This is a genomic window from Streptococcus sp. E17BB, assembly GCF_041807725.1.
GTDB lineage: Bacteria > Bacillota > Bacilli > Lactobacillales > Streptococcaceae > Streptococcus > Streptococcus entericus.
Genome location: NZ_JBGTZC010000039.1, coordinates 1 through 17,919, shown reverse-complemented (window position 1 = coordinate 17,919; position 17,919 = coordinate 1). Strand labels below are relative to the sequence as shown.

Below are 17,919 nucleotides of genomic sequence, written 5' to 3'. Positions count from 1 at the left end.
GTCAGCGATATCGAAGAGTTGCTGGTTGGCACCCGCTACGAGTATGCGGATGTCTTGGCCAAACTCCAAACCATCGACACGAGCCACTACTTCTCACGCATGACGACAGAAGAAGTTGCTAAAGCCATTGTGGCGTAAAAAAGAGGATAAAAAAGAGTGCTCAAACAAGCCTAGTAGAAGACCAAAGGTTCTTGCTAGGCTTTTTGCGTACATTAGCGAAAGAGAATGGTGTCGTTTCGCAACTATTTCCTATAGCAGAAAAAGGCAAAAAAACAGTTACAAAACTTTACAAAAGCTTAAAAAAGAAGTAGAATGACTCTGTATGTAAGTTTTGCCATGTCTAAAAAAGGCATGATGCTGTAGATGGAGAAAATATAATGAAAAAACGCATGAGAAAATGGCTGAATACGGCGATGCTAGGAGTATTGCTGACCAATAGCATCCTAGGACCTGTCGTACAGGCAGTCGATATCTCGATGACTTCTACTACAGAGACGAGTAGCTTGAGTACAACAGAGCCAAGCGGGGAAAATACCTCGGCCACGACGACAGCTCCAGTCTCACAAGGACAAGATTCTGAGACGCCATCGACAAGTGCAGATTCGTCGACATCGTCGACCACAAGCACGCAGCCAGAAGAGCCAGCGGCCACACCCGAAGAAGAGGAACCTCTAGTCGTTACACCAACAACCCCTCTCACAGAGGCAAAGGAAACGACGGCTGAAACACTGGCTAAGCAAGCCATTCCGCAGGCTTTCTCTGCCGTCATGCTCCGGGTTGCTGCACTTCCACCGTCGGAAGGAGATGGGACCAAGATTGAGACCATCAAGCTCGAATGGCTGACAGCGGACACGACAGACGACAGCAAGGCAGAAAACCTCTTCCAAAAGTGGGAGGATAACAAGACCAAAAATGTTCGCCTACGCGTGTCTTACTCTCTATCAGGAGACGAGGACTATGAGCCGGGTGTGATTCAGATTCGGGTGCCTAAGACCGTCTTTGAGACACGGGAGGATAATCACATCGGACGCATTACGTGGGCGGTGCCAGAAGCTCCAGATACATCAGGGATCTTCCAGTACTACCTCGACGAAGGGGATAAGTCCGATCCACTTGATGACACCTATGTCTTGACCAATACCCGTAAGCTCTCAGCAGCCTCACAAGGCTACATCGAAGGCACCATTACAGATTTAATTCCGCATGAAATTCGTGACTATGTGACAGGTTATAAAGCTTATGTAGATGCCAATATCCAAGTGACCACTCACCTAGGCAATGCTTTAACCTTGGCCTCCAACCAACTCTCTGCTGAAGTCGATACAGTCTCTATCTTGAGCAGGGCAACTAAGTATGATCGCGGGTGGTATAAGACCTATCCGACTAATTTTCCAGCAGAGCTCAAACCAGCTAGCCCAGATGACTACATCTATGTTTACTGGGATAGCGAAGTATTTGCTCCTGAGAAAAATAACCAGCCAAGTACGGTAAGTTTTACAGATACTATCTCATCAGGTGGAATTGTCTTGGGGTATGACTATGATGGAAAAGTGACCAAGGGAACTGGTACCAACACTATCACAGGAGAAATCGGCAAAGATACCACTGTAAAATGGCCTTCGTACACCAATGCAGAGCGTAGAGAGCGTGTTATCGTCTATACAGCTTATCCAAAGACAGCTTTCCCGGATTTGGAGAATGGCAAGCAGTACCAAGTGACCAATAACATCGTCTATACCCTCACAGATACCGATGATCAGCAAGTATCCAGAGTCAGCGCAACAGCTAGAGAAGAACTCTATGAGCGAGTGGTACAGCCATCCACTACAGCACGCTATTATCTTGGAAAGAATGCCAATCCTTATCGATACGATACAGCTCTCAGTCTCCTCCAAAAAGGTCTGGACGCACAAGTAACCTATCGGATTCACGGTGGCTCTTACGCTTATAGCGATGTCAAAAAGGGAGAGGACGGATCGATTGACTCCTACCGCTTACAGATCAATGATGACAAGGTCTGGCTTCGTCAAAAGAACCCGCTGACCAGTGAGGATTATGAATTTTCACATCTAACCTTCACAGTGCCTAGACTGCAATCCGTACAAAAAGCCACAGATCAACCCTCAGGCTATTATGAAGGACAAGATGGAAGTCTTTTTTATGGAACAGTACCTGTCGGTAGCTTCTACTATGTAGACACAAAAGACGTTGCGCAAGCCCCTGTCTACACGGTCAAAGGAAAAACAGCAACGGGCACCTATCTCACACTAGCAACTGTAGCTTTCGCATCTGGCAAGCCACAGATTGCCCCTCAAAACGGAGCGACAGCAATCGGCAGTCGGTTGGTCTTTCCTGAAGGAATCGTAGACTATCAAGTGGACATGGACGTACAGACACCTGGTTTCCACTATGGCTTTACCGTAGGTGTCAAGCTACACAGTACAGCAGAGATGAGAAAACGGATTGAAGATTTGGTTGAGACCACTTCTGATCCAGCCCTCTATCTGAGCAATCAAGCGCGAGCAGAGGTTCGCACTCACACAGGCACTAGCTTAGGCAAACTCAGTTATACTGGAGAAGCAGTCTTAAAAGGTATTTACCCAGCTGCTGACCTCGATAAGTCTGTAACCTATACTAATGATGTCATTGCACGTACTGTCCGCCTCCGGTACACCTCAACCGCGAATCTCCGCACTGGAGCAACATCAAAGGAAGTCCTTGACCAAGCCATCGCAGAGGGCGCTTACGCAGAAGAAAAAGAGACTACATGGTATGACCTTCTGCCAGTCGGTGTAGTGCCTGATATGACAAGTCTGGCGGGAAGACCAGGTGATGTCATCACAGAAGCGCGTGCGATTGCAAACTATAAAAACACAGGTCGCACTCTTTTGATTGTCAAGATGAAGCTGACACCTCAGTATCACTATCCAACTGATGAGAGTATTCCATATGAACTACGGCAGCGCTATCTCTATGACAGACCACGCTTGAGCTTCTCTGCCAACTACAGCTGGCAAAGTCTGAAAAACTATGGCGCAAACCTAACCAACGTTATTGCCTACGAATCAGCAAATGACAAGCTGGGATTCTTGAAAGATTTTAAAGGCGAACCGGACAATCCCTTGGCAGGGAATAACAGTGAGTCCAAGGCGGCAGTAGGTACAGCAGCCTCTCTCATGACCAATCTCAACCCAGACAGAGATACTCCTAGCTTTATCTATGCATCTGCGTCTGAACAGATTGTTGCAGGTATCTATGCGGTGACATCCTTGATCAAGCAAGTCGATGTCAATAACCAAGGGATCTACACAGACGGTCGGTCTGCGACCCTCCCTCGAAATGTCTATGAGGGAGGCGTCTACCGCTATCATCTCGAGGTAACCAGTGCCGCAGGTGAACGGACAGAAGACATTATCTTTTATGACATCTTGGAGAGTTATACACCGATTGAGACAGATGCTGACAGAGGGGATTTCCAGTGGAAAGGAATTTTCCAAGGAGTAGACATCAGTGACTTTGCGCGCTACGGCGTTACCCCGACCGTCTACTACTCTACAGTGAAAAACCTCCACATCTCAGAAGGAGACCGTGCCCAAGCAGACCTGACCGATCGCTCCATCTGGAGCACAACCATGCCTGCGGACAAGTCGACCATCACAGCAGTAGCTATTGACGCCCGTAAAAAGACAGATGGAACTCCGTTTGTCCTACCAGAAGACAGCAATGTCTCTGCCTATATCAATATGCGGGCGCCTCGGGTCGATGCCATCCGTGGTCTCAATCCAAAAGAGAGCTACTATGATACTGCTCTTGGCGCAGGGATGACCGAAGCAGGACTTTCTGGAGGTGTCCATGCTTACAACAACGTCAAGATGTCAACTACTTCCATCGGAGCAGCTGGTCAGACAACAAGAAATCTTTTAATCGAGAGCAACTATACCAAGGTCGGACTTCAACCTTATCGCATCATCGTCAATAAGGCGTGGGACGATGACAACGATAGAGACCGTATTCGGACCAAGTCTGTTCGTATCCGTGTCTTGGCAAATGGAAAAGATAGCGGGCGCTCTATCGAGCTGAGCGCTGCCAACAACTGGACCTATACCTTTGATGACTTAGAGATGGTTACAGCAGATGGCTTACCAATCCGCTATAGCATCACAGAAGATCCAGTCCCAGGCTATACCTTAAAACTCTCGAATACAATCCATACCCCAACTGGTATGACGGTCAATGCGGTCAACGTCCATGAGCCAGAAAAAGTCATCATATCCGGTATCAAGCGTTGGGTGGGCGAGGATGCAACAGCTAGTCGCCCAGACTCTATCCGCGTCAATCTCTATGCTGATGGCACTCAAATCCAAACCAAAGAAGTCCGCCCAGACGAGACAGGAGCTTGGAATTACCGCTTTGACAACCTCTTCAAGTACAAAGATGGTCAAGAAATCCGTTATACAGTAGAAGAACCTGACTACATCCCAGGCTATGTATCCGCCGTGGATGGCACAAACCTCATCAATACCTATGATCCTCATGCGGACATCGTCTTTACAAAGACAGTTGCAAACCCGGCAGAACCTCTAAAAAATCACACCTATGACTTCCGCTTTAGTTTCCGACGCTCTGACGGCACGGAAGACCTGGACACTTATCGCTATACCACGAGCGATGGGCGTACAGGGACCATCCGGTCAGGAGGTACGATTAGCCTCAAAGCAGAGCAAACGGTCACTGTCAAAGACGTTCGTTCTGAGCAGACCTACACCATCCAAGAGGTTGAAAAACCAGGCTATACTGTCACCGGTGAAAATCTGACAGGCACCCTCCAAGCAGGCAAGACCTACACTGCTACGGCGACCAACACTTACAAAGCCACAGGCGAGATCACTCTGGATGCCCAAAAAGTCCTTCGGAACCGCAGACTACGTGCCTATCAATTCATCTTTGAAGTTATGGATGAGACTGGTCAGGTCATCCGGACGGGTTCAAACACCATTGACGGCAAGGTTGTCTTTAAACCGTTGACCTATACAGAAAAAGATCACGGCAAGACCTATACCTACCGAATACGGGAGAGAGACGCAGGTCTGCCAGGCTATGTCTATGACACCCATGAAGAAATCGTGACCGTGACGGTTACAGACAATGGAGATGGGACTATCACAGCCACCCCGCGCTATGATCGAGACGGAGCAGTCTTTACCAACCGCTACGAAATCAAGGAAAACCTGAGCCTCAGTGCATGGAAAGTCATGCTTCATGACCAGAAGCTCATAGAAGGTGCCTATACCTTTGAGCTCTATAAAGAAGGCGAAGCGAGTCCCCTCGCCACAGCGACCAATGGTAAAGATGGGCGCATTGACTTTACGGGCTTGAGCTTCACCCAAGACGACATCGGTAAGACCTACACCTATATCGCCAAGGAAAAAGCAGGCACCAACCCAGACATCACCTACGATACTACGACCATTCGCTACCAAGTCAGTGTGACAGATGGTGGGGAGGGCAAGCTAGCTCTTGCCACTACAGTCCAAGACCAGCACACGGCAGATGTGGACAATAATCCTGCCACAGGGATTTTTGTCAATAGCTACAAGCCGGGAAGTCTCAAAATTCAAAAGACTATCCTAAGTGGCGACCCGGTCAAGACCTTCCGCTTTAAGATCAAGCTCAAGGGACCAAATGGAGCCTCCCTGCCAGCAGGTCAGGTCAACGGCACCATCGGTACAGCCCCAAGCCAGCAAGAAAACCCTCTCTATACTCTTGTCCTAAGGATCAATGACAACGGAAAAGACACAGACTATGTGAAGAAGTTGAGTGAGCCCTTTGGCGAATTTGACGTCCCAGAAGGCTTTACCAACTGGAAAAAACCGTCCGGTCAGTCCATCGCTCTAAAAGAAACAAAGTACAATTACCTAAAAGACGCTTTTGGTGGCATCTACATCTACGAGGTCGGTCAGCCAGGCAAAGCACTGCTGACAGCAGAGGACTTTACGGAAAATCGCCTCGTCCTCACAGGAGAGCGGAAGCAGCAAGGCACAGCTAGAAGTGGAAACAACCTTGCTGCAAAGGCTAGAAGCCAAAAGCCAGCAAGCAACACCTCTATCCTAGAAACGACCGTCTCTGCTGTTGCGAGCCTCTTTAAGGGCGTGACCGTCCATGCGGCTACCATCACATCGACGGGTACAGTTGTCGAGACCGGCACCACAGGTACCGTCACCTGGGAAATCTACTCAGATGGCGTCCTTTACTTCAAGCCGACCAATGGCTTCACAGGGACCATGGCGTCCGGAAGTACCAGTAATACAAATTCATGGCGAGACCACCAAGATAAATTTACCAAGGTAACTGTCGCCAAAGGAGTCAAAGCGCCAGAAAATTCAAGCAGTCTGTTCGCTAATTTATCCAACGTTACAGACATGGATTTGGAAAATCTGGATGTGTCGGGTACGAGAAATATGGAATATATGTTTTCTAATGTCAGAAAGTTGAAGACCTTACATGTTTCGGGTTGGAACACTGGCAATGTGAAGGATATGAGCTCCATGTTTGAGGATGCTACTAGCTTGACTTCTCTTCCTGTTGAGAAGTGGGACGTGAGCAAGGTTACTGATATGAGCCTCATGTTTGATGACACTAAAAACTTGACCAGCCTTCCTGTGCAGAACTGGGATGTAGGCAACGTAACGAATATGCGTCGGATGTTTAGATCCACTACTAAATTAAGCAGTCTTCCTACTGAGACATGGAATGTTAGCAATGTAAGGACTATGGACAGTATGTTTTATGGTGCAAGCGGTCTGACGAACCTTCCTGTGCAGAACTGGGATGTTGGCAATGTAAGGAATATGGAATATATGTTTTATGGTGCAAGCGGTCTGACCAACCTTCCTGTGCAGAACTGGGATGTAGGCAGTGTGCTGGACATGTCAGGGATGTTTAGCGGCGCCCACAGCTTGACCAGTCTTCCAGTAGAGCATTGGAATGTGGGAAACGTGACGAATATGCGGCACATGTTTAATGAAGCCCGTAGTCTGACCAGTCTTCCAGTAGAGCATTGGAATGTGGGAAACGTGACGAATATGCGGTACATGTTTAATGACGCCCGTAGTCTGACCAGTCTTCCAGTAGAGCATTGGAATGTGGGAAACGTGAAGGATATGCGGCACATGTTTTCAAGTGCGTCTAGTCTGATCAGCCTACCGGTACAGAACTGGAATGTGGGAAACGTGACGAGTATGTGGAACATGTTTAATGACGCCCGTAGTCTGACCAGCCTACCGGTACAGAACTGGAATGTCGGAAACGTTACGAATATGAGTAGACTGTTTCAAAACGCCCGCAATCTAGTCAGTCTTCCGGTACAGAACTGGGATGTTGGCAGTGTGACGGACATGTCAGGGATGTTTAGTGGCACCTCAAATCTAAGCGAGATAAATCTATCAAGCTGGGATGTGTCCAAAGTTAGCCGTATGAGCGATATATTTGCTTACTCAGGTATCAAGAACCTTGATTTATCCAATTTTCATACACCAGAACTTAGGCAATTCGCACGCGGTTTTATGTCCATGTCGTCCTTAGAAACATTGGATATTAGTCAAATGGATTTGACAAATTTAGATAGCTGGGGTGTGAGCAACGGATTTGCGTATAGCCGTAATTTAAAGAAGGTGAAGTTGCCGCCAACCATAAGTCTTGCCGATACCAATTTGGCTACCCCACCTAAAAACGCCACCTACACCGGTAAGTGGATCCGTGAGGACAGAGCCTATGGGCCTTTTACAGCCAATGAGCTGATGAAGCAGTATACTCCGGATATGGCGGGGACCTGGATCTGGGAGGAGGCGCCACAGGATTACACCCTGGCCTTTGATGCCAATACAGGGTCTGGCTCGATGCCAGTGCAGACCCTAACAAGGGGGCAGGTTTACACCTTACCGTTAGCCACCTTTACCAAAAATGGCTATCGCTTCAAAGAGTGGAACACTCGTCCAGATGGACGTGGCACCAGCTACCAAGCAGATCAGTCCGTGACCGATCTGACAGAAGCTGGCAAGACCATCACACTCTATGCTGTATGGGAGCTGGTAGACCCATCTGTGACCATTCAAGATGGGGAGTTTGAAGTTACCCTTAGAGGAGGAGAAACCTTTACGCTTCCAAACCTCCCAGCAGGCACTAGCTACGAAGTCTACGAAGAGGCTGAAAAAGGGTGGGTACTTGTGGACTCTCATGGCACTACAGGGATCATCGAGGCCAACAAGACCAGCACAGCCAGCTTTGTTAATGACTACCAAAAAGGCAAGACCTCTGTCCAGCTAGGTGGTCAAAAACTCCTAGATGGAGCGCCAGCTAGTGGCTACCGCTTTACCTTCAAAAAAGACGGGCAGCTCCTTGAGACGGTGACATCCTCAGAAGGCGGTGGCTTCCGTTTTGCGACCATCGTTTATGACCAAGCGGGCACCTATACTTATGAGGTGGCGGAGCAAGCAGGAGACGATGTCTCCATCGACTACGACTCCCACACGGAGACCATCACGGTGACCGTAGTAGACGACGGACAAGGCAACCTTCTTGCTACTGTTTCCAAGGAAAATAGAGACATTGTCTTTGCCAACCGCAAGAAAAAAGGAAGTCTGTCTATTACAAAAGCAGTAGAAGGCAGCCAAAACCAGGACAAGACCTTCACTATTCAGGTTAAACTTAATAATAGTCCGACCGACGTCCGTGAATTCCAGTTTAAAGCAGGTCAGACCCAGACCATCAATGACCTGCCATATGGGACCACCTATGAAGTCACAGAGACCAATCTTCCAGCTGGCTATAGCCTCGTCTCCATCGCAAATGAGACAGGGCATATCCATCAGGATACGACCCTTGCGACAGTGACCAACCGTTACCAAGCAACAGGAACGGCTAATATCACAGCTACCAAACGCTTGGACAATACAGAGGATCCAGCCCGTCAGCTGAAAGCAAATGAGTTTACCTTTGAGTTGGTCGATCCAGGAGCCAAAGCGAATGATCCATCTGATGACACAGTGGTAGCGACCGCAACCAACGATGAGTATGGAAATATCGCCTTTGGGGCAGTAACCTTTACCAAAGCAGGCACCTATCGCTACAAACTTCGTGAGTCAAAAGGCCTCGATACAACTGTGGCCTACGACGCCCACGAGGAAGATGTAACTGTGACAGCGACGGATCAAGGAGAAGGGAAGTTACAGGTCAGCGTGACCTACGATGCAGATGGAGCGGTCTTTATCAATGCGATTAAGCCGCCGACCACGACTCCAGATCCAAAACTTGGATCAGTAAAGATTATCAAAAAAGTTGACCGCTTGACGGACGTTAATAAGCAGACTGACTTTGACCTCCTGATTCATATCAAGGACAAGAATGGAGAAATCCTCCTCAATCGCTTCGCCTACACCAGCAACAAGAGAGAAGCAGGCACTATCGCAAGCGACGAGACCTTGCAAATCCGCCATGACGAGACCATCCAGATTGTCAATCTCCCAGAAGGGGCGACTGTTACAGCGACAGAGCAAGTACCAGCTGGCTATACCCTCGATCGCCAGTCTAAGACGACTGCGACAGTAACGCTTGCGAAAATTGATGAAATCCGCCTTGCCAACCACTATAACCCAACAGGTACATGGAAACCAACAGGAACCAAGCGCCTTGAAGGCGGAAACTTAGCGAACTACCGCTTTGCCTTCCTCGTGGTGGATGAAAATGGCAGACAAGTCCAGCGTGCCTTGAGTGACACATCCGGTCAGATTCAGTTTACAGACATTTCCTATACCTATGATGACATCGGCAAGACTTATACCTACCGTGTCACAGAGGAAAAAGGAAATGAACTTGGCATTGCCTACGACTCCACCATCTATACGTATAAAGTGAAGATTACAGATGATGGGTCAGGAAAAATCATTGCCCAAGTCCAAGAAATGACCTCTAGCAAGACGGGCAATCGTCCAAGCCAAGCAGACTTTACTAACCGTACGGTTCGCCTCCCAGAGACAGGGGGCATGGGCAGCTTGATTTGGTATGCTCTAGGAGCCAGCATCATCCTCATCACCTACTTCTTCTATCGTCGAGAAGACGACGAACGCACAGCTGCTTAGTAGAGAAAGTACATGTGAAAGGGGTGAGGCTCGCTATCAAAACACCACTAGTGCTTGTAAGAAGGCGTAAGCCAATCTCTTTAAGCATGTACCGTCAACATATTAACGAGTGGAGCAATCAGGTAGTTTTTTCTGCCCATTGCTTCGTTGGTTAATCTCTCTAACATACATTCACAAGGAGAATAATGTGAAAAAAATCTATACCACGATAATGGCAGCTATTCTGCTCTTGTCTACACTCTTTACGACACTGGGTGCAAGTGCTCAGCTTGTACCATCTCCTCGCACCAATGCGACAACAAGGGTTACTCTTCATAAATTATTGATGAGCAAGAGTGAGTTGGACGCATTTACTACACCAGAAGCATATGATGGAACGCAAACACTTGACCAATTGAAAGTTTTGACTGGTAAAAACGACTTGCAAGAAATTGCGGGTGTTTACTTTGCTTGGCAAAACGCAAATGGTCAATGGATTAACAACCAAGGAGACCCAGTAAACTCTGTGGAAGAAGCTCTGGGTGGTAAGACACAAGCTACGGGTGTAGAATTTGATACAAGTGGTTTGCCAGATGGCGATTACAAAATTGTTGAAGTAGACAGCAAGACAGACTATGTCGATGCAGCTACTAAGGCGATTCTTGCAGACAGCAAGGCAGTACCTGTGGAGATCAAATTGCCACTCTTGAAAGCAGATGGAACATTTGCAAACCATGCTCATGTCTATCCAAAGAACACCCAAGAAGCTCCGACTCTTGAGAAAAAGGTAGAAGGAGCAGACGAAGCTAATGCCAAACTTGGTCAAGAATTGAACTATACCGTTACCTCAACTATTAAAGCAGGATCACGCTACAAGACCTTGGCCTATAAAGATATCATGTCAAATGGTCTGACCATGGTTCCTGGCGTAACCATCACTGCTTCAAATGTTAGCCTGCAAGAAACAGCTGACTATACCCTGACCCAAGATGACCGTGGTTTCAGCCTGGCCTTGACAGAGGCGGGTCTGAAAAAGGTATCTGACATCACAAACCCAGCTGGCGACAACAACGGTGAAGATGTGACCTTCACCATTACCTATAAAGCTTACGTCAACGCAAATGCTGTTAAGCGTGAGAAAAACACCGTAAAAGTTGACTACAGCAACGTGCCTTCACAAGAAGTAACTCCAGTTCAAGTCACACCATCACCAGAAGGTGACTTGGCAGTGACCAAAAAATGGCAAGCAAATGATGGTTCAGAAATCGATGCGCCAAACGATCAAACCCTGACCTATACCCTCAACAAAGCAGGTGCAGCTGTGGCAACTGTACAGTTGGACAACGCTTCTGTCACTGGCTCTGTGATTAACCTTGGCAACGGCCTCACCTTTACCGTGACAGGTGCTTTCAGCGGTACCTTCAAAGGCTTGCAAGCAGGTGCAGCGGATTACACCATCTCAGAGCGGATCTCTGGCTATACCCCAAGCTATGCCGCAGCAGACGGTACTGTGACCATTACCAACAAAAAGAACAAGACTCCTGAAATCGTAAATCCAGCAGAGGCCTTTGTGAATCTGAACAACGCACGCTTTGTCAAAGTGGATAACCAAAACAATACACGTCTTCAAAGTGCGCAGTTTGTCGTGAGGAAAAAAGCAGACGGTCAATTCTTGGCTTTCGAGTCAGCAGTTGACCAATCTGTTCAGCAACGAGACCTTGAAGAGAAGAAAAAAGCACTGGATGACGCTGTAAAAGTCTACAATGCTCTCGCAGCTGACCAGCAAACTTCGGACGAAAAAGCAAAAGTAGATGCGGCGCAAACAGCTTACAATACAGCCTATGCAGCAGCAAAAATCACCTACACTTATACAGCAGATCAAAATGCTGCAAACGTCGTGACATTAACCTCAAATGGCGACGGTCAATTTGAAATTGCTGGTCTGGAAGCAGGCGACTATGAATTAATTGAAACAGTTGCACCAAAAGGCTATGCCTTGAACACAGGTGCTATTTCCTTTACGGCAGGAGCTGCAGGTACAACAGGTATCGACTACATAGCTAGTTCTGGTCAAAACGACGCTCAAACTGTGACAAACGTAAAGCTCTCTATCCCACAAACAGGTGGTATGGGTACCATCATCTTTGCAGTAGCGGGTATCTCACTCATGGCAGTAGCTTACTATGGCTTTATGAAAAACAACCGCAACAAAGAAGCGTAACCCATGACAGCTGAATCCAAACAAGAAAGGAGACCATTATGAAAAAAGGCTTAGGATGTAGTCAGATGATTTGTCTGATGGCTCTCTCCTTATTTCTTGTGTTGCTAGGGATACGGGCACAGGCAAGTACGAGCAATCGCCTGTTCTTGCAGCTGAAAGATTACGAGCAAATCGTTCAGGACTTAGGAGAGGATGTCAGTGGTCAGACATTGACAGCTTGGCGCTTGGCTCCGCAGTATGATGCGGATGACCAAGAAATACTTACCAAGCTCCATGGTTTTTCCGAAGCGGAGTTAGACCAACAATTTTCACGTGGCACCTATCCGATGGTGTTTTTAGCCGATCGTATTGAGGTACAGGACATGCCAGATGGACACTACTATATCCGTCAGGTTGTGGCGACTGAGCAGGTGACCTACCGCTCTGAAATCGCTGTACGACTGGACAGTGCTCTTCCTGCTCCTGTATTATTGCCAAAACGCCTACCTGATCAAGAGCCTACGCGACTTCGTCTCCTGAAGACGGATGAAGCAGGAAATCCTCTTGCAAATGTAGGTTTCCGCCTTTATGCGTTGGACAGCGATCATCAAGAACAACCTGTTTCTTTGGTGGATGGGTACCGCTACGAAAAAGATGCAGTAGCGGACAAAATCCTCTATACAGATGAGAAAGGGTATATCACCATTTCTCATCTTCCGCTTGGGCGGTATCGCTTTGTCGAAGTAGAGCCTTTACCAGGCTATCGTCTTGGACAAGGACAAGTAGAAGCGACTCTTGTCGATGAAAAGCTCGTGACCGTTACGCTAATCAACGAAAAAATTAAACAGGGATTGGCACGCTTCATCAAAATCGATGGCAAGACCAAGCAAGCACTCTCCGGAGCGTCATTCCGTTTACTAGAACGCGTTGGTGATCAGTACAAGCCTGTTCTCAAAAACGGGAAGGAAATCATCTTGACGTCAGATGAAAAAGGATTTTTCACAGTAGATGATTTGGCATACGGAGAATACTACCTGAGGGAAGTACAGCCTCCATCTGGCTATAGCCAGTTAGGTGCAAGTGTACCTTTTCAAGTAACAACTGGAGATACTACCCAACAAATCACAGCCATTGAAAACAGCAAACGACCACGCATTGAAGTGCCCAACACAGGAGATATGCTCTTGTATGCCTTGATGCTCATTGCGATTGTCTGTTTTGGTAGTGGCTGGTACCTTACCAAGCAACCAACTCTCACACACTGAAAGGAATAGAAAGACAAGTATCCATTACTTTGTCTTTCTTTTTTTTTATGCTATAATGGGAAGAACGACTTATATAGATAGAGGAAATAGGAATCATGCCCACAAAACGAAAAAAAACGCTCAAACAAAGAATCTTAAATGGACTATTTGCACTTTTATTTTTAATAGGACTCAGTATCTTGGCTTATCCGTTAGTATCACAGATTTACTACCAAGTAAAGTCAAGTCAGCAGGTAGGGGATTTCCAAGCAGAAAAAGAAAAATTAACCGATAGCGACATTGAAGAGCGTATGCGTTTAGCAGCGGCTTTTAATGCCTCTTTGACTAATGTCATTGAAGGCGATTTTTATGATGATCGGGAGAAAAAAGAAGGCATTGCAGCTTATGCACGCATGTTGGAGCTCAATGAGAAAATTGGACACGTTGAAATCCCGACAATCAATGTAGATTTGCCAATCTATGCTGGAACCAGTGAGGATGTCTTGCAGATGGGGGCAGGACACTTGGAAGGGACGTCACTACCGATTGGGGGAAATTCGACTCACTCAGTAATCACGGCACATACAGGCTTGCCAAATGCTAAGATGTTCACGGACTTAACCAAGTTAAAAAAAGGGGATAAGTTTTATGTTCATAACCTTAAAGAAACCCTTGCTTATCAGGTGGATCAGATTAAGGTAGTAGAACCGTCGCAATTTGAAGACTTACTGATTGCTCCCGGTCATGATTATGTGACGTTGCTGACCTGTACACCGTATATGATCAATACCCACCGTTTATTGGTCAGAGGACATCGGGTGGAGTATGTCAAAGCAGTAGAAGAAGAGTTTATCTTGCAAAACAAGATTAGTTTCTTGTATAAGTACCTCTTCTTTGCTTCGTTGGTATTGATTGCCATTTTGCTCTATATTATTTACAGGTTACGCAAGAGAAAGAAAGAGTAATCTCGTCGTTTGAAAGAAGAGCAGCTTTTGACCGAGAAGGGAGAATGAGATGAAGAGAGATAGGAAAAAAACACCTCCTAGACACCGGCGTTCGCCAGAAAAAAAACGTTGGTGGCAGGCTATCCTAAAAAAAGGGCAACCTGCACCAATAGAGAAACAAGAGAATCTGCTTTTATCTACACAGGAGAAGGCAGACGATAGCGTAGGTATTCCTTTTCTTGAAGAAGCTCAGCAGCCAATCGTTTCCAAGGAACCTATCTCAATGCTTTCAAACGAGGGGCAGCTCCAGATGAGTGAGCCACAGCAAGGGTCCCTGTCATCAGTAGAAGAGCCGGGAAGTCCATTATCAGCAAATGAACCGATTCTTTCAGGAGAAGAAAAAGTTTCTAATATGTCTGTATCTGAAACTATTTCAGAAGGCGTTCATACTGAAATGCGAGATGATACAAGGATGGAAGACAGCCTACCTGAGGCAGAGGATAATGGGCCTGTAGCTCAGTTGGAGGAGAACGAAGGAGATACTGGTGAGATAAGTATGAAGTCTGCCGCCGTAGATGCCCCCCTTCCTACGCCTCTTGCCCCTCCTCTTATGCCTTCCTCAAAGATAGAAGAGGATGACAATGAAGAGCTGATTGCTTCATCTCAACAACAAAATTCTCAAGATGTCTCAGTTCAAGAGAGTGTCACAACAGCACCACATACGATATCTTCTTCGTCTTCTCATAAGCGAAAGCGGAAAAAATTCCTCTTTGTAGCTTTGTTTTTGGCGGGCTTTCTTATCATGTCTTATCCGTTTGTTTCACAACTGTATTACCGCATACAAGCCAATAATGTCAATACTCAATTTGATCAGGCAGTCGCTAAGTTGGACAATGAAGAACTATCAAGGCGTTATAAATTAGCACAAGCTTTCAATGCGGCTTTGAAGCCAAGAGAACTCCAGGATCCATTTACGGATGATGAGAAAAAAGAAGGAATGACCGAATACGCCAATATGCTAAAAATTAACGAGCAGATAGGCTATGTGTCAATTCCGAAAATTGATCAAAAAATCCCGATGTTTGTTGGTGTATCCGATGCCGTTTTGGAGAAAGGGGCAGGACTACTAGAAGGGACATCCTTACCTGTAGGAGGTAGCAATACGCATACTGTCATTAGCGCTCATAGAGGCTTGCCTAATGCGCGACTGTTTACGGACTTGGACAAGCTCAAAAAAGGCGATGTTTTCTACATCCACGTCTTGGATACGGTGTTGGCTTATGAAGTCGATCAAATCAAGGTCGTAGAGCCAGATAATTTTGATCCCATTCTGATTGAAGAAGGCAAGGATTATGCAACGCTTCTTACGTGTACTCCTTATATGATCAACACCCAACGATTACTGGTTCGTGGGAAACGAATCCCATATGCTGCACCTGTAGAAGAGAAAATGTTAGAGACATCTCGCAGCAATCAATTATGGAAAATGCTATTCGGTATTTCGGTGGGCATGATTCTAATTTTACTTTACCTGATTTACCATAATCGTAAGCAATTAGCACAAAATAAAAGGCTGGAGGAAAACTGATTGAAACAGCGTATAAAGCCAATAGTAGGCTTTGCTTTTATGTTATTAGCGGCTAGTTTACCCCTGCTTTGTTTTGGGAATATGCTGTACCAAAATTGGAATCAAGAGCTACGTTACCAAAGTTATACCAAAGCGCTGGATCCTTTGCTCGTCTCCAAAACACTAGACGCCTCCCTTCAGTACAATGAGCGTCTTGGATCAGACAATCAAATTGTGGATCCTTTTGCTGGGGAAGACTACCAGGTAGATTACCAGGTCTTAGAAGATGGTGATGGCATCTATGGCTACCTTTCTATCCCTAAGATTTCTTTGATGGAACCAGTATATCTAGGAGCGAGCGCAACTCATTTGTCTCAGGGCCTCGCTCATGTAGCGGGTACGGACCTGCCGATTGATGGGGCAGGGGTTCGTTCTGTTATTGCAGGTCACCGTGGTTGGGCGAATCAAGTTTTCTTTCGTCATTTAGATAAATTAGAGGCAGGGGATGATTTGTATTTTGATAATGGGAAGGCTATCTTACATTATAAAATGCTCCCCAACCCAAAGGTGATTTTGCCAGCTGAATGGGAAGAATTGGAATCAAAGTCAGACCAGAACCTCATTACATTACTTACTTGTGATCCAATTCCCTTATACAATAAGCGGCTCTTGGTGGATTTTGAACGGGTAGGGGTATATCCCAAAGAGCAGCAAGAAAGCCAACAAGAAATACCACGAGATATTCAACTATCATTTCAAAAAGAAGGACAGCAAGTAGTATCTGTAGTAGGGTCTTCTTCTTGGCTGTATAGTGGTATTTGTTTGCTTAGTCTATTTGCTTTTATCTTGATAGGACACCGTTTTGTAAAATTCCTAAAACGGAACTAGTAGAAATTGGATAACTAAATCACAAAAAACTTCTAAAGAGTGCTCTTCTAACAATTTGAGAGAGAAAGACTCTTGTTGCAATCGATGATAGGACAAAAGACCCAAAAGCTAGCACCTTCGAGATTAGGAAAGCTGAATCCTTCTTGCTCTTGACGAGTGAGATACTCTAAAAACCGCAATTATTGCTCGTTCATGGAGCTTTGAAAAACGGCTCTTTGTCAACTGTAGTGGGTTGACCCACTTAACACCGAGAGAGGACAGTTCTTGTCTTCTCTCGTTTTATGTTTATGGCAATGAAAATGCGAGTTTTGTCTTTTCAAAGTTTCTGAAACCAAAGGCGTTGCGCTTAATAACCTTGATGATGTTGTTGGTTGCTTCAATCTTGGCGTTAGAGTAGGGCAATTCCAAGGCGTTGACAATCTTGTCTCTATTCTTCAAGAAAGTCTTAAAAACTGTCTGAAAGATAGGATTAACGCTTGAAATCGTCTCCTCAATCAGCCCAAAAAACTGTTCGGCTTGCTTTTCTTGAAAATGAAACAGGAGCAGTTGATAAAGTTCGTAGTGTTCTTTTAGCTCTTGAGAATAGCCGAGCAGTTTAGTGACAACCTCCTGATTAGTCAAGTGCCTGCGAAAAGTTGGGCGATAAAAGCGTTTATCGCTGAGCTTTCGACTGGCTTGTTGGAGTAAACTAGTCCAGTGGACTAGTTTAGCCCGAGCTTGAAAACGAGAGAGCGAGGGTTCCAGTAGCGTTTGAGAGCCCGATACTGGTGAGACTTTCGATCAAACTGGTTCATTATCTGAACACGTATCCTGTTCATGGCCCTGCTCATGTGTTGGATAATGTGGAAACGATCGAGAACGATTTTCGCATTTGGAAATAGTTTCTTAGCGATGTCGTAATAAGGGCTAAACATGTCCATAGTGATGACCTTAACACGGTTCCTGACGTCTCTCGGATAGCGCA

General features: G+C 46.2%; 7 protein-coding genes and 1 pseudogene. 7 read left to right on the top strand and 1 reads right to left on the bottom strand.

All coding sequences use genetic code 11. From position 1 onward, the window contains the following. From ACERC7_RS09020 to ACERC7_RS08990, 7 genes are all read left to right on the top strand, one after another. A partial coding sequence (locus ACERC7_RS09020; protein WP_373666308.1) for a lipoate protein ligase C-terminal domain-containing protein occupies nucleotides 1-138 on the top strand: 138 nt, incomplete at its 5' end. A gap of 239 nt (nucleotides 139-377) precedes the next feature. Further along, nucleotides 378-10,133: a BspA family leucine-rich repeat surface protein gene (locus ACERC7_RS09015; RefSeq protein ID WP_373666742.1), complete on the top strand. Its 9,756-nt coding sequence runs from the start codon at nucleotides 378-380 to the stop codon at nucleotides 10,131-10,133. Nucleotides 10,134-10,320: 187 nt separating this feature from the next. Next, the gene (locus tag ACERC7_RS09010) at nucleotides 10,321-12,333 is read left to right on the top strand and encodes an isopeptide-forming domain-containing fimbrial protein (protein WP_373666741.1); all 2,013 of its coding nucleotides are present in this window, start codon (nucleotides 10,321-10,323) and stop codon (nucleotides 12,331-12,333) included. A gap of 38 nt (nucleotides 12,334-12,371) precedes the next feature. Further along, nucleotides 12,372-13,577 (top strand): collagen binding domain-containing protein, encoded by a 1,206-nt coding sequence (locus tag ACERC7_RS09005; RefSeq protein WP_373666740.1) that lies wholly within the window; start codon nucleotides 12,372-12,374, stop codon nucleotides 13,575-13,577. A 95-nt stretch (nucleotides 13,578-13,672) separates the two neighbouring features. Then, a complete protein-coding gene (locus ACERC7_RS09000; protein ID WP_373666739.1) occupies nucleotides 13,673-14,521 on the top strand; it encodes a class C sortase in 849 nt (282 codons plus the stop codon). A 49-nt stretch (nucleotides 14,522-14,570) separates the two neighbouring features. Next, nucleotides 14,571-16,088 carry a class C sortase gene (locus ACERC7_RS08995; RefSeq protein ID WP_373666738.1) on the top strand — a complete coding sequence of 506 codons (1,518 nt, stop codon included), beginning with the start codon at nucleotides 14,571-14,573 and terminating at the stop codon, nucleotides 16,086-16,088. Continuing rightward, nucleotides 16,089-16,955, top strand: coding sequence for a class C sortase (locus ACERC7_RS08990; RefSeq protein ID WP_373659435.1), 867 nt, complete (start codon nucleotides 16,089-16,091; stop codon nucleotides 16,953-16,955). Between the two features lie 241 nt (nucleotides 16,956-17,196). Here ACERC7_RS08990 and ACERC7_RS08985 read toward each other — a convergent pair. After that, nucleotides 17,197-17,919: pseudogene (locus ACERC7_RS08985) on the bottom strand (ISL3 family transposase); the annotation flags it as partial.

Coding starts and splice junctions, on each gene's coding strand:
- ACERC7_RS09000 (WP_373666739.1), top strand. CDS start 13,673: ATGCCCACAAAACGAAAAAAAACGCTCAAACAAAGAATCTTAAATGGA.
- ACERC7_RS09005 (WP_373666740.1), top strand. CDS start 12,372: ATGAAAAAAGGCTTAGGATGTAGTCAGATGATTTGTCTGATGGCTCTC.
- ACERC7_RS09015 (WP_373666742.1), top strand. CDS start 378: ATGAAAAAACGCATGAGAAAATGGCTGAATACGGCGATGCTAGGAGTA.
- ACERC7_RS08995 (WP_373666738.1), top strand. CDS start 14,571: ATGAAGAGAGATAGGAAAAAAACACCTCCTAGACACCGGCGTTCGCCA.